General features: G+C 67.6%; 26 protein-coding genes. 12 read left to right on the top strand and 14 right to left on the bottom strand.

Going from position 1 to position 22324, the window contains the following annotated elements:
* Positions 1–390 precede the first annotated feature (390 nt).
* Positions 391–954: a hypothetical protein gene (locus EV644_RS40545; protein ID WP_132196423.1), complete on the top strand. Its 564-nt coding sequence runs from the start codon at positions 391–393 to the stop codon at positions 952–954.
* 689 nt (positions 955–1643) lie between these two features.
* Here EV644_RS40545 and EV644_RS40540 read toward each other — a convergent pair.
* Positions 1644–2207, bottom strand: coding sequence for a dihydrofolate reductase family protein (locus EV644_RS40540; RefSeq protein WP_132196421.1), 564 nt, complete (start codon positions 2205–2207; stop codon positions 1644–1646).
* A 1139-nt stretch (positions 2208–3346) separates the two neighbouring features.
* Positions 3347–3742, bottom strand: a complete 396-nt coding sequence (locus tag EV644_RS40535) for a hypothetical protein (RefSeq protein WP_132196419.1) — start codon at positions 3740–3742, stop codon at positions 3347–3349.
* Positions 3743–3935: 193 nt separating this feature from the next.
* Here EV644_RS40535 and EV644_RS40530 point away from each other — a divergent pair, with 193 nt between their 5' ends.
* Positions 3936–4253: a hypothetical protein gene (locus tag EV644_RS40530; protein ID WP_132196417.1), complete on the top strand. Its 318-nt coding sequence runs from the start codon at positions 3936–3938 to the stop codon at positions 4251–4253.
* Between the two features lie 212 nt (positions 4254–4465).
* Here EV644_RS40530 and EV644_RS40525 read toward each other — a convergent pair whose 3' ends face one another.
* A complete protein-coding gene (locus EV644_RS40525) occupies positions 4466–5041 on the bottom strand; it encodes an HD domain-containing protein (protein WP_241999378.1) in 576 nt (191 codons plus the stop codon).
* A gap of 123 nt (positions 5042–5164) precedes the next feature.
* Positions 5165–5533: a DUF2750 domain-containing protein gene (locus EV644_RS40520; RefSeq protein WP_132196413.1), complete on the bottom strand. Its 369-nt coding sequence runs from the start codon at positions 5531–5533 to the stop codon at positions 5165–5167.
* A 59-nt stretch (positions 5534–5592) separates the two neighbouring features.
* On the opposite strand from EV644_RS40520, the gene EV644_RS40515 reads away from it, so the two are divergent.
* A complete protein-coding gene (locus EV644_RS40515; protein ID WP_132196411.1) occupies positions 5593–6135 on the top strand; it encodes a YciI family protein in 543 nt (180 codons plus the stop codon).
* On the opposite strand, the gene EV644_RS40510 is transcribed toward EV644_RS40515, so the two are convergent.
* Entirely contained in the window at positions 6132–6506 is a 375-nt protein-coding gene (locus EV644_RS40510) for a hypothetical protein (RefSeq protein ID WP_241999377.1), read from the bottom strand. The two genes, EV644_RS40515 and EV644_RS40510, sit on opposite strands and share 4 nt — an antisense overlap.
* A gap of 92 nt (positions 6507–6598) precedes the next feature.
* Here EV644_RS40510 and EV644_RS40505 point away from each other — a divergent pair, with 92 nt between their 5' ends.
* Together EV644_RS40505 and EV644_RS40500 are read left to right on the top strand one after the other, a co-directional pair.
* On the top strand, positions 6599–7084 hold the full coding sequence (locus EV644_RS40505; RefSeq protein ID WP_199240307.1) for a hypothetical protein: 486 nt from the start codon (positions 6599–6601) through the stop codon (positions 7082–7084).
* A 31-nt stretch (positions 7085–7115) separates the two neighbouring features.
* Positions 7116–8006 carry a DUF72 domain-containing protein gene (locus EV644_RS40500; protein WP_132196409.1) on the top strand — a complete coding sequence of 297 codons (891 nt, stop codon included), beginning with the start codon at positions 7116–7118 and terminating at the stop codon, positions 8004–8006.
* A gap of 37 nt (positions 8007–8043) precedes the next feature.
* Here the strand turns inward: EV644_RS40500 and EV644_RS40495 are convergent, their stop codons facing one another.
* Positions 8044–8934 carry a carbon-nitrogen hydrolase family protein gene (locus EV644_RS40495; protein WP_241999376.1) on the bottom strand — a complete coding sequence of 297 codons (891 nt, stop codon included), beginning with the start codon at positions 8932–8934 and terminating at the stop codon, positions 8044–8046.
* A 524-nt stretch (positions 8935–9458) separates the two neighbouring features.
* Between EV644_RS40495 and fgd the strand changes: the two genes are divergently transcribed.
* The 3 genes from fgd to EV644_RS40480 are packed head-to-tail and all read left to right on the top strand — an operon-like array spanning position 9459 to position 11495.
* Positions 9459–10463, top strand: a complete 1005-nt coding sequence (gene fgd / locus EV644_RS40490) for a glucose-6-phosphate dehydrogenase (coenzyme-F420) (RefSeq protein ID WP_132196405.1) — start codon at positions 9459–9461, stop codon at positions 10461–10463.
* A gap of 27 nt (positions 10464–10490) precedes the next feature.
* Positions 10491–11084: a GNAT family N-acetyltransferase gene (locus tag EV644_RS40485; protein WP_132196403.1), complete on the top strand. Its 594-nt coding sequence runs from the start codon at positions 10491–10493 to the stop codon at positions 11082–11084.
* A 9-nt stretch (positions 11085–11093) separates the two neighbouring features.
* On the top strand, positions 11094–11495 hold the full coding sequence (locus EV644_RS40480) for a VOC family protein (protein WP_132196401.1): 402 nt from the start codon (positions 11094–11096) through the stop codon (positions 11493–11495).
* 6 nt (positions 11496–11501) lie between these two features.
* On the opposite strand, the gene EV644_RS40475 is transcribed toward EV644_RS40480, so the two are convergent.
* Positions 11502–12041 (bottom strand): GNAT family N-acetyltransferase, encoded by a 540-nt coding sequence (locus EV644_RS40475; protein WP_132196399.1) that lies wholly within the window; start codon positions 12039–12041, stop codon positions 11502–11504.
* 86 nt (positions 12042–12127) lie between these two features.
* On the opposite strand from EV644_RS40475, the gene EV644_RS40470 reads away from it, so the two are divergent.
* Complete coding sequence (locus EV644_RS40470) at positions 12128–12895, top strand: SDR family NAD(P)-dependent oxidoreductase (protein WP_132196397.1); 768 nt, start codon at positions 12128–12130, stop codon at positions 12893–12895.
* A 105-nt stretch (positions 12896–13000) separates the two neighbouring features.
* Here EV644_RS40470 and EV644_RS40465 read toward each other — a convergent pair whose 3' ends face one another.
* Positions 13001–13603 carry an FMN reductase gene (locus tag EV644_RS40465; RefSeq protein ID WP_132196395.1) on the bottom strand — a complete coding sequence of 201 codons (603 nt, stop codon included), beginning with the start codon at positions 13601–13603 and terminating at the stop codon, positions 13001–13003.
* Positions 13600–14730 carry an LLM class flavin-dependent oxidoreductase gene (locus tag EV644_RS40460; RefSeq protein WP_132196393.1) on the bottom strand — a complete coding sequence of 377 codons (1131 nt, stop codon included), beginning with the start codon at positions 14728–14730 and terminating at the stop codon, positions 13600–13602. The genes EV644_RS40465 and EV644_RS40460 overlap by 4 nt, the downstream gene beginning before the upstream one ends.
* A gap of 191 nt (positions 14731–14921) precedes the next feature.
* Between EV644_RS40460 and EV644_RS40455 the strand changes: the two genes are divergently transcribed.
* Positions 14922–16622 carry a glycosyl hydrolase family 28-related protein gene (locus EV644_RS40455; RefSeq protein WP_132196391.1) on the top strand — a complete coding sequence of 567 codons (1701 nt, stop codon included), beginning with the start codon at positions 14922–14924 and terminating at the stop codon, positions 16620–16622.
* Between the two features lie 10 nt (positions 16623–16632).
* Here the strand turns inward: EV644_RS40455 and EV644_RS40450 are convergent, their stop codons facing one another.
* Together EV644_RS40450 and EV644_RS40445 are read right to left on the bottom strand one after the other, a co-directional pair.
* Positions 16633–16977 carry a tetratricopeptide repeat protein gene (locus EV644_RS40450; RefSeq protein WP_132196389.1) on the bottom strand — a complete coding sequence of 115 codons (345 nt, stop codon included), beginning with the start codon at positions 16975–16977 and terminating at the stop codon, positions 16633–16635.
* A 97-nt stretch (positions 16978–17074) separates the two neighbouring features.
* On the bottom strand, positions 17075–17950 hold the full coding sequence (locus EV644_RS40445) for an aldo/keto reductase (protein ID WP_132196387.1): 876 nt from the start codon (positions 17948–17950) through the stop codon (positions 17075–17077).
* A 158-nt stretch (positions 17951–18108) separates the two neighbouring features.
* Here EV644_RS40445 and EV644_RS40440 point away from each other — a divergent pair, with 158 nt between their 5' ends.
* Positions 18109–18591: a GNAT family N-acetyltransferase gene (locus tag EV644_RS40440; RefSeq protein ID WP_132196385.1), complete on the top strand. Its 483-nt coding sequence runs from the start codon at positions 18109–18111 to the stop codon at positions 18589–18591.
* On the opposite strand, the gene EV644_RS40435 is transcribed toward EV644_RS40440, so the two are convergent.
* A complete protein-coding gene (locus EV644_RS40435) occupies positions 18556–19284 on the bottom strand; it encodes a phosphotransferase family protein (protein WP_158293083.1) in 729 nt (242 codons plus the stop codon). The genes EV644_RS40440 and EV644_RS40435 overlap by 36 nt on opposite strands.
* Positions 19285–19394: 110 nt before the next feature.
* On the opposite strand from EV644_RS40435, the gene EV644_RS40430 reads away from it, so the two are divergent.
* Complete coding sequence (locus EV644_RS40430; RefSeq protein WP_132196381.1) at positions 19395–19865, top strand: PH domain-containing protein; 471 nt, start codon at positions 19395–19397, stop codon at positions 19863–19865.
* 44 nt (positions 19866–19909) lie between these two features.
* Here EV644_RS40430 and EV644_RS40425 read toward each other — a convergent pair whose 3' ends face one another.
* Entirely contained in the window at positions 19910–21352 is a 1443-nt protein-coding gene (locus EV644_RS40425) for a diguanylate cyclase domain-containing protein (RefSeq protein ID WP_241999375.1), read from the bottom strand.
* Between the two features lie 196 nt (positions 21353–21548).
* A complete protein-coding gene (locus EV644_RS40420) occupies positions 21549–22307 on the bottom strand; it encodes a sugar phosphate isomerase/epimerase family protein (protein ID WP_132196379.1) in 759 nt (252 codons plus the stop codon).
* Positions 22308–22324: the final 17 nt, after the last annotated feature.

The raw sequence follows: 22324 nt of genomic DNA, 5'->3' as shown, positions 1-22324 counted from the left end.
ACCTAGACAATCCCGATTCTCCTTGCCCAGAAGGCACTCCCACTATCTGACCCGCCGACGGATCAGCAACGCGTCCACGGATCCAGGCTAAGAGCAACGCCTCCGGCGGGGGCCTCACGACTCCGGGATAACGGGTCGAATCGGCCGGCTATGTCGGAGTGGGGTCGAGGTGCGTCTTCCCGTCTGCCGCCCAGCCCAGTCAGGACCTATCAGGAGCCACCGGAGGGGCCAAGGTCGTTCGTCCAGCGGGGCGCTCCACCTTGGCCCCTCCGGTGGCTCCTGATCGCGCTACGCGTGGGCTGAACGGCAGACGGGAAGACGCAAGGTCGAGGCGCGTGCGGGGAGCAGACTGTCGATGGCGTATCCGCTGATTGCCCTATGGTTTCGCGCATGATGATGCCCACACGAAGTCTCTTGGATTCCCTTGGCGGCTGGGCGAACCTCTTCCAGGGCCTTGGGAGCGCCGCGGTCGGTGGTGTGGTAGCCGCGTTGACTGCGATCTTCGTGGTCTGGCTCACCCACAACGGCGATCGGCGACTTGCCACAGACCTCGACGCACGTGCCTCAGCGCGTGCGCTCGTGGCCTCGGTGGGGCAGATAGCGGGCGAGGTTGAGCAGGCGATCCACCGAGTCACGTTTCACGATCGATCACAGTTGGAGAGCCTGTTCCTTCGCTTCGTGGTCGAGATGGAGGCCCATCAACCGGCGATCGCCATGGTCGATCAAGCCTTCTGGGACGGCGAGATCAACCGACGGATCAAAGTTGTGAGCGATCAGTTTTCGCGGCTTACCGGTCGAGACGGCACGCCGCTTCCGGCGACGGTCGAGGACGGTCAGCAGCTCGGGGACACTCTGGGCACCGGGATGGGTGAGCTGATCACGGCCCTGAGGAAGTGGCAGCTATCCCGTGCCACCTCTGGGAAGCGGAGGCGACGCCTGCGAAAGGCTGGCTGATTGGTGCCGCTTGCTAACAGGCTTGCTAACAGCGACTACGGATCGGGGCGGACAACCCTGGACATTCCGCCAGATCGGTCAGTGTGCTCAGGCGTGCTGTGGTCAGGAGTGGACACCTCGAACTCGACTACGGATCAGAAGGTTGGGGGTTCGAATCCCTCCGAGCGCGCAAGCAAAACCCCAGGTCACCCAGGTGGATGACCCGGGGTTTTCGCGTTCCTGAGGGTGGTTGATCCCCACGGCTGACCCCAACGTCACTCGCCGTCCTGCTCGAACAGGAACCCCAGCTTGTCCACCTGCCGCTCAGCCCAGTCAGGACCTATCAGGAGCCACCAGAGGGGCCAAGAGCGCCAGTCGCAGATCACACGACACGGCACCACGGCATGTACCGGTGGAACCCCTCACCCGATGCCAGGGAGGGTGCACCGCGCCGCCGTCGGCGTCCAGGGGCAGCAAGATCTTTTCGGCCGCCACCTCACCCGTCCACCGGACCGTTCCACTCGCGCAAGGACTCCCGGAGCCGAAAACATCTTGCCGCTGATCCCTGGACCCCGCCGCCGTCTCGACTGGTATCGGCATCTATCGGGTGAGGGCGAGGAATGGCGAGCCCTGCCTTGTCGCAGCGAACAGCTCGACCTTGCTCCGGGGCATGCTGCCACTCCCTCAGACAAGCAGCAAAGGAATCGCGCTCAACGCCTCGTCTCGTACCTGGTCAGGACCACGCCGCCGGGAAACGTCCGCGTCTCCACCAGGTTCAGGTTCACCCAGCTGTCCAGCGCGGTGAAGAACGGTGTGCCGCCGCCCACCAGCACCGGATGGGTGACGATCTCGTACTCGTCGACCAGCCCGGCCCGCATGGCCGCCCCAGCGAGCGTGGCGCCACCAACCCTCATCGGCTCGCCGTCGTCGGCCTTGAGTCGGGTGATCTCCGCGACAGCGTCGCCGGTGACCAGGCGGGTGTTCCAGTCGACCTTGTCGATCGTCGAGGAGAACACCACCTTCGGCGTGTCCCGCCAGTTCCGCGCGAACTCGATCTGCGCCGGGGTGGCGTCGGGCTGCTGGTCGCCGGTCGGCCAGTGGGAACTCATCGCCTCCCACAGCTTGCGCCCGTACATCAACAGCCCGATCGCCAACTCCTGGTCGAGCCACCACTGAAACAGCTCGTCGCTTGGCCCGCCCCAGCCGATGTCGTCGCCGGGCGCGGCGATGTAGCCGTCCAGAGTCAGGTTCATGCCGTAGATCAGTTTCCGCATGGCGCCATGCCTTTCTGTCCAAGGGGTCGCATCTCATCACTCCTTGTCCCGGCGGCCGCTTCCGGGCCGCCGCTCACCCCTACTACGAACGCCCCACCTCGGATCCGACAGCCGGCGCAGAAATTCTCACCGAACAGTCGGTCCCGGGAGTCTAGATCGGCTCGGCGCAGGAAACTGATCAATGCGCGAGCTGAGTTCGGCGGTAGTCATTCGTGCTCGGTGCGCGCAGCGTCGCCCACTCGGCCGACCAGGGCAACCCACCTAATCTCAACCCCGCCCGCGCACAGCAAGCAGCGCACCCACTCCACACGCGAACAGACTGCTCAGCCCGGTAGATGCCGTGCAATTAACGTGCAATTAGATGAGGCCAACGACGGTCACTCGGCGAGCCGAGACAGACCACCGATCGTGCTCGGCCGGGCCGGCTCCTGGTCCCCGCTCAATGCTTCCAAGCCGGCCATGCGGCAGCTTGCCGGCTGACCCCAACAGGTCCACACGAACCGCCATCAGGACAACCTCGGAGCCCACGCTTCGCCCTGCGCCCAGGAGCTAACCGTCTGTTGCTCGCTCCTACGGATCAGAGGTTGGGTTCGAATCCCTTCGAGCGCGCCAGCCAGACCCCAGGTCACCAGGTGGACGACCTGGGGTTGTCATGTCCGAACGTGGTTGAAGATCGAGCGGGCCGAGCAACGTGAGGTCGCGTCTACGGCTCACTTCGCCGTGCGTGCCGCAGTCCTTGAACCTTCCACCCCAGGTCGAGGAGGGCGACTACCAGCAGCACGATGCCCAGTGCTGCCTTCCAGTCCGAAAGCGAATCCGCCCGATTGATCAACCAGATGGAGAAGGCTGTTGCGGCCCCAGCCCGGCAGGCAATCATGACGACCTGTTGCCATGGGTGGCGCGACTCGATTGTCATCCAGCCATCAGTCTGCTCGTTATGATGCCGGGGATCGTATCGGCTTGGCCTTGAGGCTGACGCCTTCGCCCTCTACGCGCACGATCGACGTCTACATGGTGCGACGGCCGGGTGCGGGCTCCCTTAGAACGTGAAGAGGATGCTGGCGGGCTGGCGGCGGTTCAGACTGAGCAGCTCGCCGCGTCCGGCGCCGGAGTGCGCCGTGCTGCCTGGGCCGGCAGTTTCACAGAGACGGGGAGCGTGTGGTGGTCCGCGCTTCTCGCGTGCGGAACTCACTCCACCAGCCCTGGAGCAACACCCCAGAGACGAGGCCGATCGCAGCCATCAGGGGGTAGGGGTGCGCACCCTGCCGCGGAATCAGCGTGAACGAAGCCAGCAGAAGGAGAAGGACCGCGAACACGGCAAGGCGTGAGATCACATCTCGAGCGTCGAATCGCTGCCAGACTGCGCCCACCAGCAGGCCGACGAGAAGCGTGACCACTTGCACGATGCCATCGCGTTCGTCCGCCCGGAGCCAGGCGACGCCGTTGTTCGCCGTTGCAATCGCGATGACCACAGTCGGGACCGACCAGGTCGCCTTTCTTTGGCTTCCCTGTGCCTCAGACAGGTCATTGGGCATGGCCGGAGTATGTCACCCGTACCGGAGAAGCTGAGCTCGTTCGTCGCTGCCCGCTGAAGATCGGTGTGCAAGGTGTGGGTGCTCCACCATGATGGGGTCTATGGGGCGCAGGCGGGGCAGAGATCAGCGCGGGGCTTTCGCTGAGGTGGTCGCGGAGACAGCTGGTGCATCACCCGGCTCCGGTGGGGAGCCGATGGAGATCCGGTCGCCTATCAGGGACCGTGAGTTCGTCGACGAGGGTGGCACACGGTGGCAGCTGCGAGGTGGAGAGCTGCGGTGGAACCGGGTTGAGCGCCTGATTCGTGATCCCCGGGTGCCCGTGCTGCACCTCTACCTTGACGAAGTCAGAGAGGTACCGGGTGCTGAGCGAGAGATCGTTCTGGCGAGGATTCGGCCTTACCTCAAGTCTCGGGGCGATGGCGCCATGCGCAGCGACCACACCGACTTCGTGGCTGCCGAGTTCAAGGGTGCTGGCCATCGATCGATGCTGGTCATCGAGGAATCCTGCTAGGGACTGCGGGAATGGACGTTGCTGAGGTCGATCGCCATAGGCGATTCCTGGGAGCCAGAGGATCTTGCCGCTGCTTCTGATGGTTCCAGCGCACAGCGTCGCAGTTGCTGGCGTCACCTGCTGCGTCTGCTCGCTGATAGAGGAAGAACGCGCCGGGTTCGTGCTGCCGCCAACCGCCGACTGGCCCCAGGGCCTTGTCGGGATGGCTGTGCTCAGCGGTCTCGCCAGGAGAGTGGGGAGACCTGCAGGGCGGCGTCGGCCAGTCGGCGGCCGAAGTCGGTCTTGATTCGGGCGCGGGAAGACTCGATCCAGCCGTCGACGCGCTGGTAGCCGGATTCGCGGTACTCGACTGCCTGCATCAGGCATTCCAGGCGGTCGGCATCCTTGGCGCAGCGCGCTTCGATGGTCTCCTCGGTTTCGTACTCGAGGACGGCCTCGCGGATGCTCTTGGCCGCGTTGTCGGGAAGCGCGGCTGTCTGGTCAGCCGTGATGCGCTCGTTGCCTGCGACCTCGACGTACGGCCGTGCGCTATGGGGAATGTCGCCGATACGGGTTTCCTGCGAGTCATGCCACATGCCGAGGTATGCGGCACGGGCCGGATCACCGCCCTCTTCGCTCGCGATCAATGCAGCGAGTTGAGCCACTCTGAGGCTGTGCTCGGCAACCGACTCGGGGTCACGTACGCCGACATGCCACCATCCGGCTCGCCGCAGTCGCTTGAGCACGCCCATCTCATAAGCGAAGGCCACGACACCGGTTGCGTCGCGATCGGTGGTTTCGTCCGCCACGGCGGTCCGCCTCTCAGTCACCGGCCGGCAGGTTGCGAGCCTGAGGCCTAATCCTGCAGGCCCTCGGCTCGGCGTTGTCATCCTGGGGCCAGCTGAGGTGTCGAATTCAGGTCTGGGGCGCTGTCAGCCCGGGGGCGTTGGGACCGTTGTGGCGTTCAGGCGGGCGATTACTTCGTTGGGGGTGAAGTCGTAGCCCTTTGCTCGGGGACCGGTCCAGTTCAGGCCGATGAGCATTCCGTCTTGCTGTAGGGAAGGCAGCCAGCGGTCTCGCCAGCGAGCCAGGTCAAGTTCTTCTGGGTCGAGGGTGGAGTAGGCGGGGACTGTTTTGATGATGCGGCGGACGCGGGCCTCGGTGGACCAGAAGGGTTGGGAGCGTTGGCCTTGGGAGTTCATGGGGGCGGGGTAGCCGTCGGCGTCGCGGACGGTCCAGAGGCGGCCGGTGCGGGTGACGTCACGGAGGAAGGCGGCGGCTTGGGCGGCGCTCTGGCTCATGGGCTCCATCTTGACGGACGACCGCTTCTCCGCGATGTAGTCATCTAGGCTGCGGGGTTGTGGAGTTCTTTGTTTATGGGCGGGACCGGGGCGGGGCGGGTGGGCTCAAGGGGAGGTTGACCGAGGAGCACTGGGATTTCATGGATGGGTATGGGGAGGTGTTGGTTGCTCGGGGGCCGACGTTGACTGGGCAGGGGGATGAGGCTGAGTCGACGGGGAGCATGCACATCGTCGAGTTGCCGGATGTGGCGGCTGCTCGGGCGTTTGCCTATGACGAGCCCTATTACCTGGGCGGAGTTTTTGAGTCGGTGTTGTTGTGCGGGTTTCGCAACTTGTCGGGGCGGACCATGTGGGACTTCGCCGACGCGGTTGATGGGTATGGGCGGTTCCTGGTGATCAGGATGGATGCGGGTGAGATCGCGCCGGTGGCGTCGAAGCACGTGATCTTGTACGGCGAACTGCTCGAGCTCGAGGGGGAGGCGCGGCTCGGGTGGGCGGCGCTTGTGGAGGCGCCGGACATGGAAGCCGCAGCCGGGGTGCTACCCGGCGGTGACGGTCGTACGGAGGTCCATCACTGGTGCTTTGGGGGTAGGTCCTCTTAGGTGGGGATCCAGGTGGGCCACCAGGGTGGGACGTTGCCGGGGCAGACGCCGGGGGACGCGGCCGGGGTGCCGGCCCAGGAGTAGAGGGCCAGGTCGGCGATCGCGATCGCGATGGTAGCGGCGAGTAGCGGGCTGAAGAAGCCCTTGCCGCCCCTGGTGAGCCGGTAGACGAGGGTGAAGAGGACGACGTTCACCACTACCGAGACGGGGAGCCCGACGAAGAGCAGGGTGGAGCCGTTGGCGACCTTGCCGACGTCGACCTGGCACGCGTCCCAGCTCCGCCGCGTCAGCGTGAGCAGCACGAGCGCCGCGCCGCCGCCGATCACCCAGGCCAGGAACGTCTCGCCGCGGCTGCCCTTCGAAATAGCCATGCCGTCACGGTAAGTGCTCGCGGGTCCCCCGGCCCACTCGAGCGCGCCGGGCGGGTTGACCTTCGAGTTGGTCGAAGGCTGAGCATCGAGGCGTGACGGACCCACAGGCGACTCAGGCGTTGATGGAACAACTGGCGGCCGCGGTCGAGCTGGGGTTTGGGGGAGATCGCAGAGCGGCGCGTGACCACCTCGAGGCGCTCTGGGCTGACGTGGGCGAGGATGCGTTCGGGCGCTGTACGGTCGCGCACTACCTGGCCGATCTGCAGGAGAACACCGAGGACGAGTTGGAGTGGGACCTGCTCGCGCTTCGGGCGTCCGAGGAGTTGACGGGCGAGCACGCGGGTCTGCAGGTCGAGGCGTTCCTGCCGTCGTTGCAGCTCAACCTGGCCGACGATTACCGGCGGCTCTCGCGGACGGACGAGGCGCGCCACCATCTCCGCCTCGCGCGGGAGCCGCTCGCAGTACTGGGGTCGGATGCGTACGGCGACCTGATCCGGGGTGCCGTTGATCGGGTGGGTGAAGCGCTGGACGCAGGATCGACCGAGCCTCTACCGACAAATCCGTCCACCGTCGGCTGATATCTAGGCGGGGCACTGGCAGAGTGTGCGCATGGATCGTTGGGCCGCCTCGCCGTTCCGGGTCGGGATCTCCGGGTGGAGGTACCCGCCTTGGCGCAAGGTGTTCTACCCGGACGGCTTGCCGCAGCGCGCGGAGCTCGAGTACGCCTCGCACCGGTTGAACTCGATCGAGATCAACGGGTCGTTCTACTCGCTCCAGCGGCCGTCGTCGTACCAGAAGTGGTACGACGAGACGCCGCCCGGGTTCGTCTTCACCGCCAAGGGGCCGCGGTTCGTCTCGCACATGAAGAAGCTAACCGACGTGGACGCCCCGCTGGCCAACTTCTTCGCCTCCGGGGTGCTCGCGCTCGGCGAGAAGCTCGGGCCGATCCTCTGGCAGTTGCCGCCTACGCTGGGCTACGACCCGGACCGGCTGGCCGCGTTCTTCGAGTTGTTGCCCAGGACAACGGCCGAGGCCGGCGTGCTGGCCGCCAAGCACGACGACCGGATGAACGATCGCGCCTTGCTCCACTGCCCTGTGGACATCCCCATGCGCCACGCGATCGAAGTACGGCATCCTTCCTATGAGAAGACGGAGTTCGTCGAGCTGTTGCGGGAACACGACATCGGACTCGTTTGCGCGGACACCGCCGGCAAGTGGCCGATGCTGGACGACGTCACGTCGGACTTCGTCTACGCCAGGTTGCACGGCGCCGACGAGTTGTACGTCAGCGGTTACACCGACGACGAGCTCGACCGCTGGGCCGCGAAGATCCAGACCTGGCAGAAAGGCGGTACGCCGACCGACGGCCGCACGATGGCTCCGCCTGCCCGGCGCAAGCGCCGCGACGTCTACGTGTACTTCGACAACGACGTGAAGGTCCACTCGCCGTACGACGCCGAGGCGCTCGCCGCCAGGCTCGGCGTCAACCCACTGACCTGAGCGGGGAACCCGGACTGCCGGATTCCCCGCCCAAGGATCAGAAGCCGGTGCGGACCGTACTGCGGTCGTCGGCCAGCGGTACGTCGCTCAGACCTGCACGGGTCTTGTTACGCCAGTTCCGGGCGAGTGGGGAGAACGGGTGGTCAGCCGTGCGCACCATATCGAGCACCGCAATGGACGAACTGCCGTCCGTTACGCACTGCGCGGCCCATTCGCCGTAGGGGTTGATCACGCCGGACGGGATCGCCGGGCTGTGATCGGCGATCACGGCGTAGCTGATCCAGTAGGTGTTGGTCGAGGCGTGCCCTCGGGCCTCGGTGGGGGTCCCTGTGTTGGGCTCGGTCCCGGCGGTGTTGTGCGACACCAGGACACAGTCGACGTCGAGGCGCTCGTACGCGTGGAACAGCTCCGGGAAATGCACGTCCATCCCCAGCGCACAGCCGAACCGGAACCCGTCGACCTCGAAGGTCACGGGAGCCGAGCCCGGCGTGTACATGTAGGTGATCTTCGTGTTCGACAGGGTGCGCTCGTCGTACCGCGTCGCGACCGTGCCCTGGTCGGAGATCACGTACTGGCTGTTGTGCGGCCTGGTCGGTTCGGTCAGGCGATGCACCGAGCCGAGCACGGTCCACAGCTTGAGCTCACCGGCCAGCGCCGCGATCGAGGCGAGCTCTTCGCGGAGCACGTCCCATTCGAAGCGGCTCCAGTCGGCGTCACCGACCTGGTCGGGTCCGTCGACGGACATCACGTACTTGCTGGGGAAGCAGGTCGCTCCCTCGGTGAAGTGCACGACCCGGGCACCGGCAGCGCGAGCCTGCCGCATGAGTCGCCGCAGTTCGTTGCCGCTGGCGCGGAGTTGGTCGAGGTCGCTCGGGTCGTCGTAGCTGCTCGTCTGAGCGACGGCCAGGCGCAGGGTGGATTCCGGCATCACGTCTCCTGGTGGAGTCGGGCGGAAGTGCCTCAGAGCAGTCGTGTAGGACTCGCCGGTCTTGGCGGCACGGGCTCGAACCCGTCGCTTGAAATTCCCGTTGGCTGTCATCTGGCCTTCCACGTCCCGAACGGCGGTTCCCCAGCAACCACGCCCGAGACGATCGGACCATGACAATGACCTGAGACGGCAGTCCCTTTGCCTCCCGATGGACCGCGCTGGGGACGATCGCCGGAGGTGACGCGGAGGACACGCGCGCGACCATGCTGCCCACGCCCCCACCCCGCCGTCAAACCAACACGCCCACCAACCCCGTACTCCGAACCCCGCGCCGCCCGCAGCCCGCAGTACTGCGTGCGCCCGCGTCCGCAGTACGGCGTGCGCCGCCTCCGGAGTACAGGCGGGGATTCTTTTCGGGACGGGTGCGAGTCTCAATCGGGGGTGGTCGGGTGGAACATCCGCCGGCGTGATCGGGTTGGGCTGAGAGAGTGGAGTTGACGGTTCGTGACGAGTTGGGAGTTCAGGTGAGCATTCGCGTCGGGTACAAGGCGTCCGCGGAGCAGTTCGGGCCGCGGGAGCTGGTGGAGTACGCGGTCCGGGCCGAGGAGCTCGGGCTCGACAGTGTGACGGTGTCGGACCACTTCCTGCCCTGGCGGCACGAGGGTGGGCACGCTCCGTTCGCGCTCGCCTGGATGGCGGCCGTCGGGGAGCGGACCAGCCGGGTGCTGATCGGCACGTCCGTGCTGACGCCGACCTTCCGGTACAACCCGGCCGTGATCGCGCAGGCGTTCGCGACCATGGGCGTGCTCTACCCGGACCGGATCATGCTCGGTGTCGGCACCGGTGAGGCGCTGAACGAGATCGCCGTCTCGGGGCGCGAGTGGCCCGAGTTCAAGGAGCGGTTCGCGCGGCTGCGGGAGGCGGTCGACCTGATCCGCAACCTGTGGACCGAGGAGGGCGTCAGCTCGGACGGGCCGTTCTACAAGACGGTCGACGCGTTCATCTACGACCGGCCCGAGACACCGCTGAAGATCTACGTGGCCGCCGGTGGACCGCTCGTCGCGAAGTACGCGGGCCGGGTGGGGGACGGGTTCATCGCGACCTCCGGCAAGGGCATGGACCTGTACACGGAGAAGCTGATCCCCGCGGTCAAGGAAGGCGCCGAGAAGGCCGGGCGCACTTTCGACCAGGTGGACCGGATGCTCGAGGTGAAGCTGTCGTACGACCGGGACCCGGAGCAGGCGCTGGAGAACACCCGGTTCTGGGCGCCGCTGTCGCTGACGTCCGAGCAGAAGCACAGCGTGCACAGCGCGACCGAGATGGAGCGGCTGGCCGACGAGCTCCCGATCGAGCAGGTGGCGCAGCGGTGGATCGTCGCGTCCGACCCGGAGGAGGTCGTCGCGCAGCTCCAGCCGTACCTCGACGCCGGCTTCAACCACCTCGTGATGCACGGCCCGGGCAACGACCAGGAGCGGTTCCTCACCCAGTTCTCGGCGGACGTACTGCCGCTGCTGCGCAAGCTCGCGTGAACCCGGGCCTGCAGGACAATCGGCTGGATGCCTGACGTCGAGTTCGTTCGCGACGACGATCCGCGCCGCGCAGTACTGGAGCAAGCCGGCTACACCGTGGTCGGTGAGTCGTGGGGCGCGCGTTTGCGCGACCCCGATCGTGCGCTGCTGGAAGCAGCCGTACTCCGGGCTGCCGCGGCAGGGTTGTCCGTCCGCGAGGTAGGCCCGGAGTACGCGCAAGCCCTCTGCGACCTGGAGACGACGAACGCGGCGGACTACCCGTACACGCCCGCGACAGCCCACACCGCACGGGACCTCACCGGCACCCGGGACCTTTGGCTCGAAGGCGGCCGAGTCTTCGGGGCCCTCGACGGCGAGCGGTTGGTGGGCGCAACGGTCATCCGGACCGTCGAGGATCGCGCCGAGACGGCATTCACCTCTGTCTTGCCGGAGTACCGCGGCAAGGGCATCGGCCAAGCAGTCAAGGCCGCCTCGATCCTCGCCCTCCTGGCGAACGGCTGCACTCTCTTCGGCACCGGCGGAGCCGGTCTGAACGCCGCCAGCCTCGGCGCCAACGAAGCCCTCGGCTACACCATCGAAGAACGCTGGTACAGCTACGCGCCACCAGCCGCGAACCAATAGTGTTCGACGATGCCGGTCAACTCCCGTACTCCGCAGTCCTACGCGCGGGGTGAACTCGTCATCGTGGTCGATGTAGCCGATCTGAAGCGGGCGGCCGACTTCTGGACGCAGGTGCTCGGGTTCGTCCAGGAGGGCGACACGAGTGGGCGGTATCTGAGTCTGCTCCCGGCGGACGGCAACGGCATCGAGGTACTGCTGCAGAAGGTCGACGACGCGAAGCATGGCAAGAACCGGCTGCATCTCGATCTGCGGACGCGCGATCTCGACGCGGAGGTCGACCGTGTCTGTGCTCTCGGTGCGTCCCTCCTGACCGAGGAGCCGATCGTGGAGTCCGGTTGGACCTGGCATGTGCTCGCCGATCCCGACGGCAACGAGTTCTGCGTGCTTCAGCCGCCGGCCCAGCAGGCCTGAACGGTCTCAGGTGGTGATGGTGACCGGGCGCTGCGGGGTCTGGAGTGGGTCGGAGGCCAGGCGGGCATGGCGTTCCACGTCGAACCGCGTGCCGTCGTACGCGAGGCGCTGACGCTCGAGACCCTCGTACAGGAAACCGGCGCTAGCTGCGACTCCGCAGGAGGCCGGGTTGTTCGTGCGATGGCCGAGCTCCAACCGGTAGAGCCCGGCGTCGTGGTGGGCCCAGTCGGCGAGGGCCCGCAGCGCATCCCGGGCGACTCCCTGGCCGCGGATGTCCGCGATGGTCCAGTACCACGTCCAGCCGACCTGGTGCCGGTCGATGTTGGTCACCGCCACACAACCGATCGGGTGATCGTCGGCATCGGCGACGGCGTACACGTGTCCGTTGTCGAGATCCGCGACCCGCCCGATCCAGTCGACCGCGGACGCGGTGTCGCGGATGCCGCCCTGGTTGATCATGTCGGGATCCTGATGAGCGGCGGTCAGCCGCAACGCGTCCGCCACGCGCCAGCGGCGCAGATCAAGCCTCGCCAGGTCATACCCCATTCAACGAGGCTACCGCCGCGCTCGCCCCGGGAAACCTCCGGACGGCGCGTACACGATGACGCAGAGTGGCCCCCTAGGGTTGGGCCATGACTTTCCTCGACTTCACGAATCAGGTTGTTCTTGTCACCGGAGCGAGCAGTGGGATCGGGGCCGCGGCCGCGGTGGGGTTCGCGGAGACCGGAGCCACGGTCGCGTTGCACTACCACCACAACGAGGAGGGTGTCCGGCACACGCTGAACGCGGTCGCCAGCGCGGGTGGGCAGGCGACGATCCACCAGGCCGATCTGGCGAACCCGGACTCGGCCGGCGCCCTCGTCGACGAGGTGCTCGCACGGCACGGGAAGATCGACGTCCTGGTGAACAACGCCGGCGATCTGGTCAAGCGCACGCCGGTGGTCGACGTACCGGACGAGGAGTTCCGCCGGATCATGGACGTGAACCTGACCTCGGTCTTCGCGATGAGCCGCCGGATCGTGCCGGTACTGCGGGCCCAGGGCGGCGGCGCGATCGTCAACGTCACCTCGATCGCGGGCCGGCACGGCGGAGGCGGCGGCTCGGTCGTCTACGCCGCCAGCAAGGGCGCGGTGAGCACGTTCACCCGGGGCCTCGCGAAGGAGCTGGCGCCCGACAACATCCGCGTCAACGCGATCTCGCCGGGCGTCATCAAGACCCCGTTCCACGACCGCCACACCGGCGAGGAACAGATGCAGGGCATGCTCGCCACCATCCCGATGGGCCGCGCCGGCACCCCGCACGAATGCGTCGGCACCATCCTCTACCTGGCCTCCGACTCCATGAGCAGCTACGTCACCGGCCAGATCGTCGAGGTCAACGGCGGCCAGCTGATGCCGTAGTACAGGCCCACCACCGGGGCGTCCGTTGGCGGGTTGTTCGGCCGCTAGCGCTCTACAAGCCGCCAGCCAGCGAACAGCCCGCCAGCGGTGCCCGCCGGTGGGTTGTCAGCCGTTGAGGAGATCCTCGAATGGGGTTGGGGTGGTGTAGGGGTCGACCGTGGCGGTCTGGTCGTTGCTCATGGTGCTGACCAGTTCGTTGGCGGCTCGTTCGATGCGGGCGTGGAGCTTGGTTGCTCCCGCGCCCCAGTCGGTCGAGGCTGCGTAGACGCCGGTCGGGATCGGATTCGCTTGCAGGTAAGCGAAAAGCGGACGCAGTGCGTAGTCCAGCACCAGCGAGTGCCGCTCGGTCCCGCCCGTTGCCGCGAGCAACACCGGCTTGCCGGCCAGCGCCTTGTCGTCGATCACGTCGAAGAACATCTTGAACAGCCCGTTGTACGACGCGCTGAAGGTCGGCGTCACCGCGATCAACGCGTCGGCCGCGATGACGGTGTCCAGCACCTTGCGCAGGCTCTCGGTCGGGAAGCCGGTCAACAGGTTGTTCGTCAGGTCGTGCGCGTGGTCGCGCAGCTCGATGACCTCGACCTTGTACGGCGTCCCGCGGCCGTCCAGGGCATCCCGGACGGCGGCGCTCAGCTGGTCGGCAAGCAGCCGGGTGGACGACGGGACGGTCAGTCCGGCCGTCACCACGGCGATGGTGCGTTCCTTCATCGGGTCCCCTCCAGCCCCACGACCTCCGGGCTCACGGTCTCCAGCTCGCGGGCGCGCTCGGCGGCCGCCTTCAGTGAAGCATGGGTCGGCGCCTCCGGCACGTGGGCCGGGCGCTTCGCCTCGAACTCCTTACGCAGGACCGGAACGACCTCGGAGCCGAGGATGTCCAGTTGCTCCAGCACCGTCTTCAGCGGCAGGCCGGCGTGGTCCATCAGGAACAACTGCCGCTGGTAGTCGCCGAAGTGCTCGCGGAACGACAGGGTCCGCTCGATCACCTGCTGCGGGCTGCCCACGGTCAACGGGGTCTCCCGGGTGAAGTCCTCCAGCGAGGGCCCGTGGCCGTAGACCGGCGCGTTGTCGAAGTACGGGCGGAACTCCTTGACGGCGTCCTGCGAGTTCTTCCGCATGAACACCTGTCCACCGAGTCCGACGATCGCCTGGTCGGCGGCGCCGTGCCCGTAGTGCTCGAACCGGCGGCGGTACAGGTCGATCATCTGCTTGGTGTGCGAGATCGGCCAGAAGATGTTGTTGTGGAAGAAGCCGTCACCGTAATACGCGGCCTGCTCGGCGATCTCGGGGCTGCGGATCGAGCCGTGCCACACGAACGGCGGTACGTCGTCCAGCGGCCGCGGCGTCGAGGTGAACCCCTGCAGCGGGGTGCGGAACTTGCCTTCCCAGTCGACCACGTCCTCACGCCACAACCGGCGCAGCAGCGCGTAGTTCTCCACTGCCAGGGCGATGCCGTTGCGGATGTCCTGCCCGAACCACGGATAGACCGGGCCGGTGTTGCCGCGCCCCATCATCAGGTCCACCCGGCCGTCGGCCAGGTGCTGCAGCATCGCGTAGTCCTCGGCGATCTTCACCGGGTCGTTCGTGGTGATCAGCGTCGTCGACGTCGACAGGATGATCTTCGACGTCTGCGCCGCGATGAAGCCCAGCATCGTCGTCGGTGAGGACGGCACGAACGGCGGGTTGTGGTGCTCGCCCTGGGCGAAGACGTCGAGGCCGACCTCTTCGGCCTTGACCGCGATGGCGACCATCGCCTTGATCCGCTCGGCCTCGCTCACGGTCCGGCCGGTGGTCGGATCCTGGGTCACGTCGCCGACGGTGAACACACCGAACTGCATCTGAGCTCCTTGGTCTCTTCCAGTGACTATTAAAGATTAAACTATCTTGCCCTCCTCAACGGCAACCCAGGGCGCGGTATTCCATCCTCGCGTACCGGCCGAACAGCCCCGAACTCTTGTCAGATCCCGATCCGCCCAGTGAAACTAGGTCCCGCCACGCGAAACCTCACCGCCCCGAGGAGCGTCACCCCATGCCACAGAACCACCCCAAGCTCACCCGCCGCCTCCTGCTCTGCGGAGCCGTCGCCGCGCCCGCCGCCGGACTTGCCCTCCCGGCCGCCGCTCGCCCCACATCAGGTGCCGGCCCAGTATCAGCCGGAGCCGGCCGGGCGAAGGACCTCTCGGCGGAACTGCTCGACCAGTGGGCCGAGGCCGGCGGAGCGCACCCGCTGATCCCGGACATCTCGCACGCCGGCTACCGCGGCGGCGACCGCCCACGCCATCCTCGCGTCGTCGCCCGGGTCACCGACTTCGGAGCCCGCCCAGGCAGTACTGCGGACGCCGCGCCCGCCTTCAACGCGGCTGTCCAGCACGCCGGTACGCATGGCGGCGGCACGATCGTCGTACCCAGCGGCACCTACCGCCTGGACTCGCCGGTGTGGATCCACTGGTCGAACGTCGTCCTCAAGGGCTCCGGCCGGGACCGCACGATCCTGCACTTCACGAAGCCGCTCGAGGAGTCGTACCGGACCAACCTCCAGCCGAGTCTGCAGAGCCGCTGGTCCTGGACCGGCGGCCAGATCTGGGTGATCGCGCCCGAACGGAAGGCGAAATCCGAGGCCGAGGACTTCGCCGCCTCCGAAGGGTGGTTGCTGGGCGACACGCTCGCGGAGGTCGGTGCCGCCTCCCGGGGACAACGGACGCTGATGGTGTCGGACACGAGCCGCCTGGCCGCGGGCGACCTCGTAGTACTGGAGACGGACAACCCGGGCGACGCCGGGGTACTGCGGCACCTGGCTGGGGATGTCGCCGGGACGCGGGAGTACGACTGGCCGACGAAGGCGCCGCAGCTCACGACCGGGTCGGGTGGTCAGTACATCCAGTACGCGACGCTGCAATGGCCCGTGCGGATCGAGGCAGTGCTCGGTGATCGTCTGGTGAGGTTGGCGCAGCCTCTGCGGTACGACCTGCGTCCGGCCTGGCCCTCGCGGCTCCGGGAGATCGGGCCGACGGTGCACGACGTCGGGGTGGAGTCGCTGACGATCCGCAACGAGTTACGGCCGATGACGATCCACAACCGCCACCCAGGGTCGAACGGCCTTTGTTTCCAGGCGGTTCACGACTGCTGGGCCGACGACGTCCGGGTGGAGAACTGCGACCTCGGCTTCGGTTTCACCACCACCAAGGCGGTCACGCTGACCGATGTGGTGGTCGGCGGCCGGTCCGCGCACCACAGCTTTGCTTGCCGGATGCAATCACACGACAATCTGGTGGACGGCTTCGAGATCGAGCAGTTCACCGTCCCGCTGCCGACCGGGGCCCTCCATCACGGGCTGAACCTGGAGGGCCTGTCGGCCGGCAACGTCTGGCGCCGCGGCCGGATGGCAGAAGGCACCTTCGACACCCATCGGGCGATGCCGTTCGAGAACGCCCGGACCGACATCACCCTGGTGAACAACGGCCGCGTCGGCGGTTCGGCTGCCTCCGGCCCGCTGTTCGGCGCGCGGATCGCCCACTGGAACGTCCGTATCACCAGTGGCTCGCCCTATGCGATCCAACTGGCTGACGTCGCCCCGCGCAGCATCACCGTCGGCCTACAAGGCCTCACATCCGACGCCAGCGGACTGCCCCGCGACTTCGCAGGCGATCTCGAGAACGGCACCTACCAACTGGCGTCCCGCCCGTCGGTCGCCGACCTGTACGCCGCCCAACGCGCCGGCCGCCGGGACTGACGGACTGGGATCAGAGGCTCTGGGAGGCCAGGAGGGATTCGTCGCCGGTCAGGGCGGCGGCGATCCGGCGGTGCTTGGTGGCCTCGTCGGCGCGGGAGAGGCGTTCGAGGGTGCGGGCCATCAGCAGGTGGGCGTAGGACTCGGTCGGCGCACGGTCGAGGATCTCGACCAGGTGCTTCTCGGCCGGCTTGAGGAGGGCGGAGTGGAAGTAGGCGCGGGCCAGGAGCAGCCGCGTGCCTACGTCGTCCGGGGTCTCCTCGACGATCGGGAGCAGGGCCCGGATCGCGCCGCGGTAGTCCCGCTCCTCGAAGTACTGCTGGCCGAGGCCGTAGCTCAACGCGCGCATGTCTTCCATGGTGAAACCTCCGTCTCGGCTGAAGAACAACGGCAGCAGTAACGCCCCGCAGTACCGGCCTATTCCGCCGGTACTGCGGGGCGCGGGGCAGAGGTGATCAGGCGGCGTCGAGGGCGGCGACCTGGTCCGGGGTCAGCGTCACGTCGATCGCGGTGTAGGAGTCGCGGATGGTCTCCGGGCGGCTCGCACCCGGGATCGGGATGACGTGCGGCGACTTGGCCAGCATCCAGGCCAGCGTCAGCTTCTGCGGGCTGATGCCGAGCTCGGTGGCGATGCGGTGGAAGGCGGGGTGCTTGTCGCCCAGGTCGCCGGCCTTGCTGATGCCGCCGAGCGGGGACCACGGGAGGAACGCGATACCGAGCTCGTCGCACAGCTCCAGCTCGGGCTCGCTGGACCGGAAGGCCGGCGAGAACTGGTTCTGGACCGAGACGAGCCGGCCGCCGAGGATCTCGTTGGCCTGGCGGATCTGGTCCGGGTTCGCGTTCGAGATGCCGGCCATCCGGATCTTGCCCGCGTCGAGCAGGTCCCGGATCGCACCGATCGACTCCTCGTACGGCGTCTTCGGGTCCGGCCGGTGGAACTGGTAGAGGCCGATCGCGTCGACGCCGAGTCGCTTGAGGGACGCCTCGGCAGCCTGCTTGAGGTAGTCGGGCGAGCCGTTCAGCGTCCAGGAGCCGTCGCCCGGACGAAGGTGGCCGCCCTTGGTCGCCACCAGCACGCCGGAGGTGTCGCCGCCGTACGTGGCGAGTGCCTTGGCGATCAGCGTCTCGTTGTGGCCGTCGTCGGTCGCGGTCAGGTGGTACGCGTCGGCCGTGTCGATCAGCGTGATCCCGGCGTCCAGCGCGGCGTGGATGGTCGCGATCGACCGGTCCTCGTCGGGCCGGCCCTCGATCGACATCGGCATGCCGCCGAGGCCGATCGCGCTGACCTCGGCGTCGCCGATCCGGCGGGTCTTGTTCGTTTCAGATGCCATGCCTCCAGCCTTGCGCGACCCGAATCAGTATTCCAACAGGAAAACCCACTAAGAGTCAGTGCTGTTGACGATGAATGCTTCCGGGGAGGCGGTCGACCGACCGCCTCCCCGAGCAGGCTCAGGCGAGGTGTCAACAGGTGACACGGCAGGATGGGCGCATGCAGAACGATGAGCGGATCCGCCGGGCCCGGCCGGACGACGTACCGGCGATCGTCGACCTGGTCTACGGGCTGGCGGAGTACGAGCGGGCGCCGCAGGAGTGCCGGTTGACCGCGGAGCAGTTGCAGACGGCCTTGTTCGGAGACAAGCCGGCCGTCTTCTGCCATGTCGCGGAGACCGGTGCCGAGGTGGTCGGCTGCGCGCTGTGGTTCCTGAACTTCTCCACCTGGCGCGGCGTGCACGGCATCTACCTGGAAGACCTCTTCGTCCGCCCGGAGCAACGCGGTTCCGGCCTCGGCAAAGCCCTCCTCGTCGCCCTCGCCCAGGAATGCGTCAGCAACGGATACGAACGCCTTGAGTGGTCCGTCCTCGACTGGAACACCCCAGCCATCGACTTCTACAAGTCCCTCGGCGTGCTGCCGCAGGACGAGTGGATCACCTTCCGCCTAACCGACACCGCCCTGACGCAGCTCGGCAGCTAGTGCTGCGGAGTTGGTGCGGGTCCACTCCTCGGTCTGGCGGAGCTGCGCGGGGATATCCAGGGCGACCAGGCGGGCCATTGCCGGGTTGCCCTCGGCCGCCTCGGACTTGATCCCGGTCCAGGTGCGATGTTGCCACCAGAGGATCGTGTCGATCAGGTCTGACGTGTCGGCCGGGCCGTAGCCGTCGAGCAGGGCGCGCCATTGGGTCGCGACGTGGGCCGGAGTGCCGGGAGTGGAGTACTGCCAGCAGACGAAGGCGATGTCGTGGATGCGGCGGCCCGGGGCGGCGATGTCCCAGTCGATGAAGGCGATCGCCTCGGCGCCGTCCGCGGAGTACACGGTGTTCTTCGGCGAGAGGTCGTTGTGGCAGACGACCTCCTGGTCGCCCGCCAGCGCAGTACCGGCGGTGAGGTCGTGGAACTCGCGGACCAGGCGGCCGACGGAGCGCAGTACCGGGTCGGTGGAGATCGCCGGCTTGCGCGGTTCCTGCCAGGCGACGTACCCGTCGATGAAGCTGAGGATCTCCCGGCCCTCGTCGTCGATCCCGAGGAAGCGCGGGGAGCCGGGCCACTCGTCGAGGGCCCGGAGCAGGTCGTGCACGAAGGCGGCCCGCGCGGCCGGCGCGCGCCGTACGGTGTCGCCCTTGCGGATCACCACGGTCACGAATCCACCCGGCAGCGGTTGCTCGTCCACGGCCCTACCCTCTCCCAGCCGTGACGTTGACCGCACTTCCTTTCTCCCCCGGTACGACGAACCGGGCCGGCCGTGATCTAGTCGGACCCGTGGAAAGACCTGGGAACGAGATGAGCCAGCAACTGATCAGCCGGATCGCGCAGGTGCTTTTCTGGCTGGCGCTGGGTGGAGTCGTCGTCGGCTACCTGATCGACACCCAGGGGCCGGAGCCGCTGATCCTCGGGATCGCCGCGCTGGTGGTGGCGCTGAGCGCTTTCCTGGCGCTCAGGAGCTTCCGGATGGGCGTGCGGTACGGAGCGGAGGGGATCGAGGTCCGCGGCTTGGTGCGGAGCCGGCGGATCCCCAGGGACCAGATCACCCGGATCACCGACTTCCCGGCGGTCCGCTGGCAGTCGGCCACCGGCAAGGCCCGCTGGACCCCGATCTTCGCCTTCTACGGAGTCGGCCAGCTCGCCTCGATCGAGCGCTACAACCAGTTCTGCATCCTCCGCCTCAAGACCTGGGACGAGGACCGCCACAGCAAGCCCCGCCCCAACCCCAACAACCCTCGCCGCGCCCGCAAACCCCGTCGCGACAAGTAGCCCTGGCCGACTGCCGCGGCCACGTCTTCCACGTTGCGGCGGGGTCAGCGGCGGTGGTGGCGTTTGGCTTCGTACATCGCGTTGTCGGCGGTGCGGAGGAGTTCGTTGAGGTCGGAGGCATAGGGGCTGACGATGGCGGTACCGATGCTCGCGGTGACCTGGACGTCGATGCCCTCGAGCGGACGGCTGATGGCCTCGTTGATGCGGCGCATCAGTACGTCGAGGTCGTCGCCGTCGATGTCCTCGGCCAGGATCGCGAACTCGTCTCCGCCCAGTCGCGCCACGGTGTCGCCGTGCCGCACCTCGGTGAGCAACCGGTCGGCGATCTCGCGGAGCGCCTTGTCGCCGGCCTCGTGCCCGTACTTGTCGTTGACCTGCTTGAAGTGGTTCAGGTCGCAGAACAGCAGTGCCCCGCGCCGCCCGGTCTGCCGTGATCTCTGCAGCGCCGAGGTGAAGTGGTGCTGCAGCAGCCGCCGGTTGGGCAGGCCGGTGAGCGGGTCGTGCGCGGCGTGGTGCCGCAACTCCCGCTCCTCGTCCTTGCGCGCGGTCACGTCGTCGATCTGGATCAGGATGATCCGCGGCTGATCCTTGCCCTGGTCAACGATCGCGGCGGTGCCGCCCAGCCAGATGTCGTTCCCGTCGGTCCGCCGGAAGGTCCGCTCGAACCGGTACGGGCCCTTGCCGGTGCTGAGGTGCTCGATCTCGCGCTCGGTCTGGTTCGAGTCCTCGTCGCGCAGGTAGTCAATGAAGGTGGTGCCGACCAACTGGCCGGGGGTGTACCCGGTGATCCGGCAGAAGGCGTCGTTGACCCGCAGGACCCGACCGGCCTCCGGGCCGTCGAAGGCGATCGTCGCCATCCCGTTGCCGGCGCCCTCGAAGACGAGCCGGAAGGTGGTCTCGCTGGCCTCCAGCCGGGCCTTCTCGGCGAGCAACTGGTCCGTCAGCCGGGCCTTGTCGATCGCCAGTCCCGCCTGGGTCGCGAAGATCTCCAGCAGTTCGCGGTGGATCGGCCCCGGGCGGCGCTGGTCCTCCGGCAGGTCCACCGCGAGCATGCCGACGAGCTCGCCGCTCGGGGAGTACAGCGGCGCGAACAACGCGTCCAGCGGATGCCAGGCGGCGGGATCCTCCGAGACCGGGATCTCCGGCACCCAGCCGACCACCTCGCCCTCGGGCAACCGCTCGTGCGGGACGAACCGGAGTCCGCCCCACTTGTCCGCGATCTCGAACTCGGCGTCGAAGATGTCGGCGGCGCTGACGGTGCCGAGCAAGGCCTCCCGGGCCTCGGGCGACCCCGCGACGGCGATCACCTCGAACTTCCCGTCGGGGTGGCGCAGGTTCAGCACCGCGATACCGAAGCCGAGGCCGGTGACGACCCCGTCCACCACCGCCTGCAGGGTTTCGCCCAGGCTCCGCCCGGCGCCCATCCGGGCGCTCACCTCGTAGAGACGGCGTACTGCCGTCATCCGAACGGTGGGCTCGTTCTGCACGTGTGTCTCTCCGGCGTCACGGCGATCGGCGGCCTCACGGGGCCCCGCCGTGGTGAGGGTCCCTTTACAGAGTGACAGATCGAGCCAGCCGGACAACGTTCCCCGACACGCCGAGGTCAACCCAATACGCCGGACGGGAGTCGCGCACCTGCTGTCAGTGACGAGAATACGCCTGCCGGCACGGACAGTGATTTTTTCAGTACCTGAGGTCCGCCAGCGACCGGTAGCTCGTCCGGGCGGAGACCCACGGATCCGTCGGTGCGTCGTGCTCGACCAGCCACTGCTCGACGCCGCCCTGTTCGGCCGGCGCGAACATTGCCCGGAAGTCCAGCCGGCCGGCCCCGACGTCCTCCCACGACCCGTCCGCCGCCATGTCCTTGACGTGCAGCGCGGGGAACCGGCCCGGGTGGTCGCGGAAGTAGTCGGCCGGATCCTTACCGCCGTTGACCACCCAGTACAGGTCCAGTTCGAAGCCGAGCAGGTCGGGCTCGACCTCGTCCAGCAGGATCTCGAACAGCACCTGGCCGTCGACCTCGGCGAAGTCGTGGCCGTGGTTGTGGAAGAGCAGCTGCAGGCCCGCCTCTCGCGCGGCCTTCCCGGCCAGGGTGAAGGCGGCCGCGGCCTCCCGGAAGCCCTCGACCGTGCGCAGTTCCGTCGGCAGCGAGGGGACGACGATCCACTGGCCGCCCAGCGTCCGTACGTCGGCCAGCGCGCCGTCCCAGTCCTCCGTCAGGCGGTTGTACCCGACGTGCTCGAGCACGATCTTCAGTCCGGCGTCATCGGCGAAGGACCGGATCTCGGCCGCGGAGTGACCGAACCGGCCACTCACCCCGACTGTCCGGTAGCCGATCTCCGCCAGCCGCTTCAGGGTGCCGGGGTAGTCCTCGGCGAGGGGGCCGCGCATGGTGTAGAGGTGCATGCCGATGCCGTCGGCGGGAATGGTCCGGTCGCTCATACGGAGTGCGCTCCTTC

Source organism: Kribbella orskensis (assembly GCF_004342085.1).
Classification (GTDB): Bacteria; Actinomycetota; Actinomycetes; order Propionibacteriales; family Kribbellaceae; genus Kribbella; species Kribbella orskensis.
This window is presented reverse-complemented; position numbering and strand designations above follow the sequence as displayed.

What these genes read in the sequence shown, in the direction of transcription:
- EV644_RS40495 (WP_241999376.1), bottom strand. Translation starts at nt 8,934, where the DNA reads ATGCCGGAATCCACCCTGCGCCTGGCCGTCGCTCAGACGAGCAGCTAC.
- EV644_RS40440 (WP_132196385.1), top strand. Translation starts at nt 18,109, where the DNA reads ATGCAGAACGATGAGCGGATCCGCCGGGCCCGGCCGGACGACGTACCG.
- EV644_RS40545 (WP_132196423.1), top strand. Translation starts at nt 391, where the DNA reads ATGATGATGCCCACACGAAGTCTCTTGGATTCCCTTGGCGGCTGGGCG.
- EV644_RS40510 (WP_241999377.1), bottom strand. Translation starts at nt 6,506, where the DNA reads ATGGCTATTTCGAAGGGCAGCCGCGGCGAGACGTTCCTGGCCTGGGTG.
- EV644_RS40475 (WP_132196399.1), bottom strand. Translation starts at nt 12,041, where the DNA reads ATGGGGTATGACCTGGCGAGGCTTGATCTGCGCCGCTGGCGCGTGGCG.
- EV644_RS40455 (WP_132196391.1), top strand. Translation starts at nt 14,922, where the DNA reads ATGCCACAGAACCACCCCAAGCTCACCCGCCGCCTCCTGCTCTGCGGA.
- EV644_RS40485 (WP_132196403.1), top strand. Translation starts at nt 10,491, where the DNA reads ATGCCTGACGTCGAGTTCGTTCGCGACGACGATCCGCGCCGCGCAGTA.
- EV644_RS40420 (WP_132196379.1), bottom strand. Translation starts at nt 22,307, where the DNA reads ATGAGCGACCGGACCATTCCCGCCGACGGCATCGGCATGCACCTCTAC.
- EV644_RS40480 (WP_132196401.1), top strand. Translation starts at nt 11,094, where the DNA reads ATGCCGGTCAACTCCCGTACTCCGCAGTCCTACGCGCGGGGTGAACTC.
- EV644_RS40500 (WP_132196409.1), top strand. Translation starts at nt 7,116, where the DNA reads ATGGATCGTTGGGCCGCCTCGCCGTTCCGGGTCGGGATCTCCGGGTGG.
- EV644_RS40530 (WP_132196417.1), top strand. Translation starts at nt 3,936, where the DNA reads ATGGAGATCCGGTCGCCTATCAGGGACCGTGAGTTCGTCGACGAGGGT.
- EV644_RS40520 (WP_132196413.1), bottom strand. Translation starts at nt 5,533, where the DNA reads ATGAGCCAGAGCGCCGCCCAAGCCGCCGCCTTCCTCCGTGACGTCACC.
- EV644_RS40445 (WP_132196387.1), bottom strand. Translation starts at nt 17,950, where the DNA reads ATGGCATCTGAAACGAACAAGACCCGCCGGATCGGCGACGCCGAGGTC.
- EV644_RS40450 (WP_132196389.1), bottom strand. Translation starts at nt 16,977, where the DNA reads ATGGAAGACATGCGCGCGTTGAGCTACGGCCTCGGCCAGCAGTACTTC.
- EV644_RS40465 (WP_132196395.1), bottom strand. Translation starts at nt 13,603, where the DNA reads ATGAAGGAACGCACCATCGCCGTGGTGACGGCCGGACTGACCGTCCCG.
- EV644_RS40535 (WP_132196419.1), bottom strand. Translation starts at nt 3,742, where the DNA reads ATGCCCAATGACCTGTCTGAGGCACAGGGAAGCCAAAGAAAGGCGACC.
- EV644_RS40470 (WP_132196397.1), top strand. Translation starts at nt 12,128, where the DNA reads ATGACTTTCCTCGACTTCACGAATCAGGTTGTTCTTGTCACCGGAGCG.
- EV644_RS40460 (WP_132196393.1), bottom strand. Translation starts at nt 14,730, where the DNA reads ATGCAGTTCGGTGTGTTCACCGTCGGCGACGTGACCCAGGATCCGACC.
- EV644_RS40540 (WP_132196421.1), bottom strand. Translation starts at nt 2,207, where the DNA reads ATGCGGAAACTGATCTACGGCATGAACCTGACTCTGGACGGCTACATC.
- EV644_RS40430 (WP_132196381.1), top strand. Translation starts at nt 19,395, where the DNA reads ATGAGCCAGCAACTGATCAGCCGGATCGCGCAGGTGCTTTTCTGGCTG.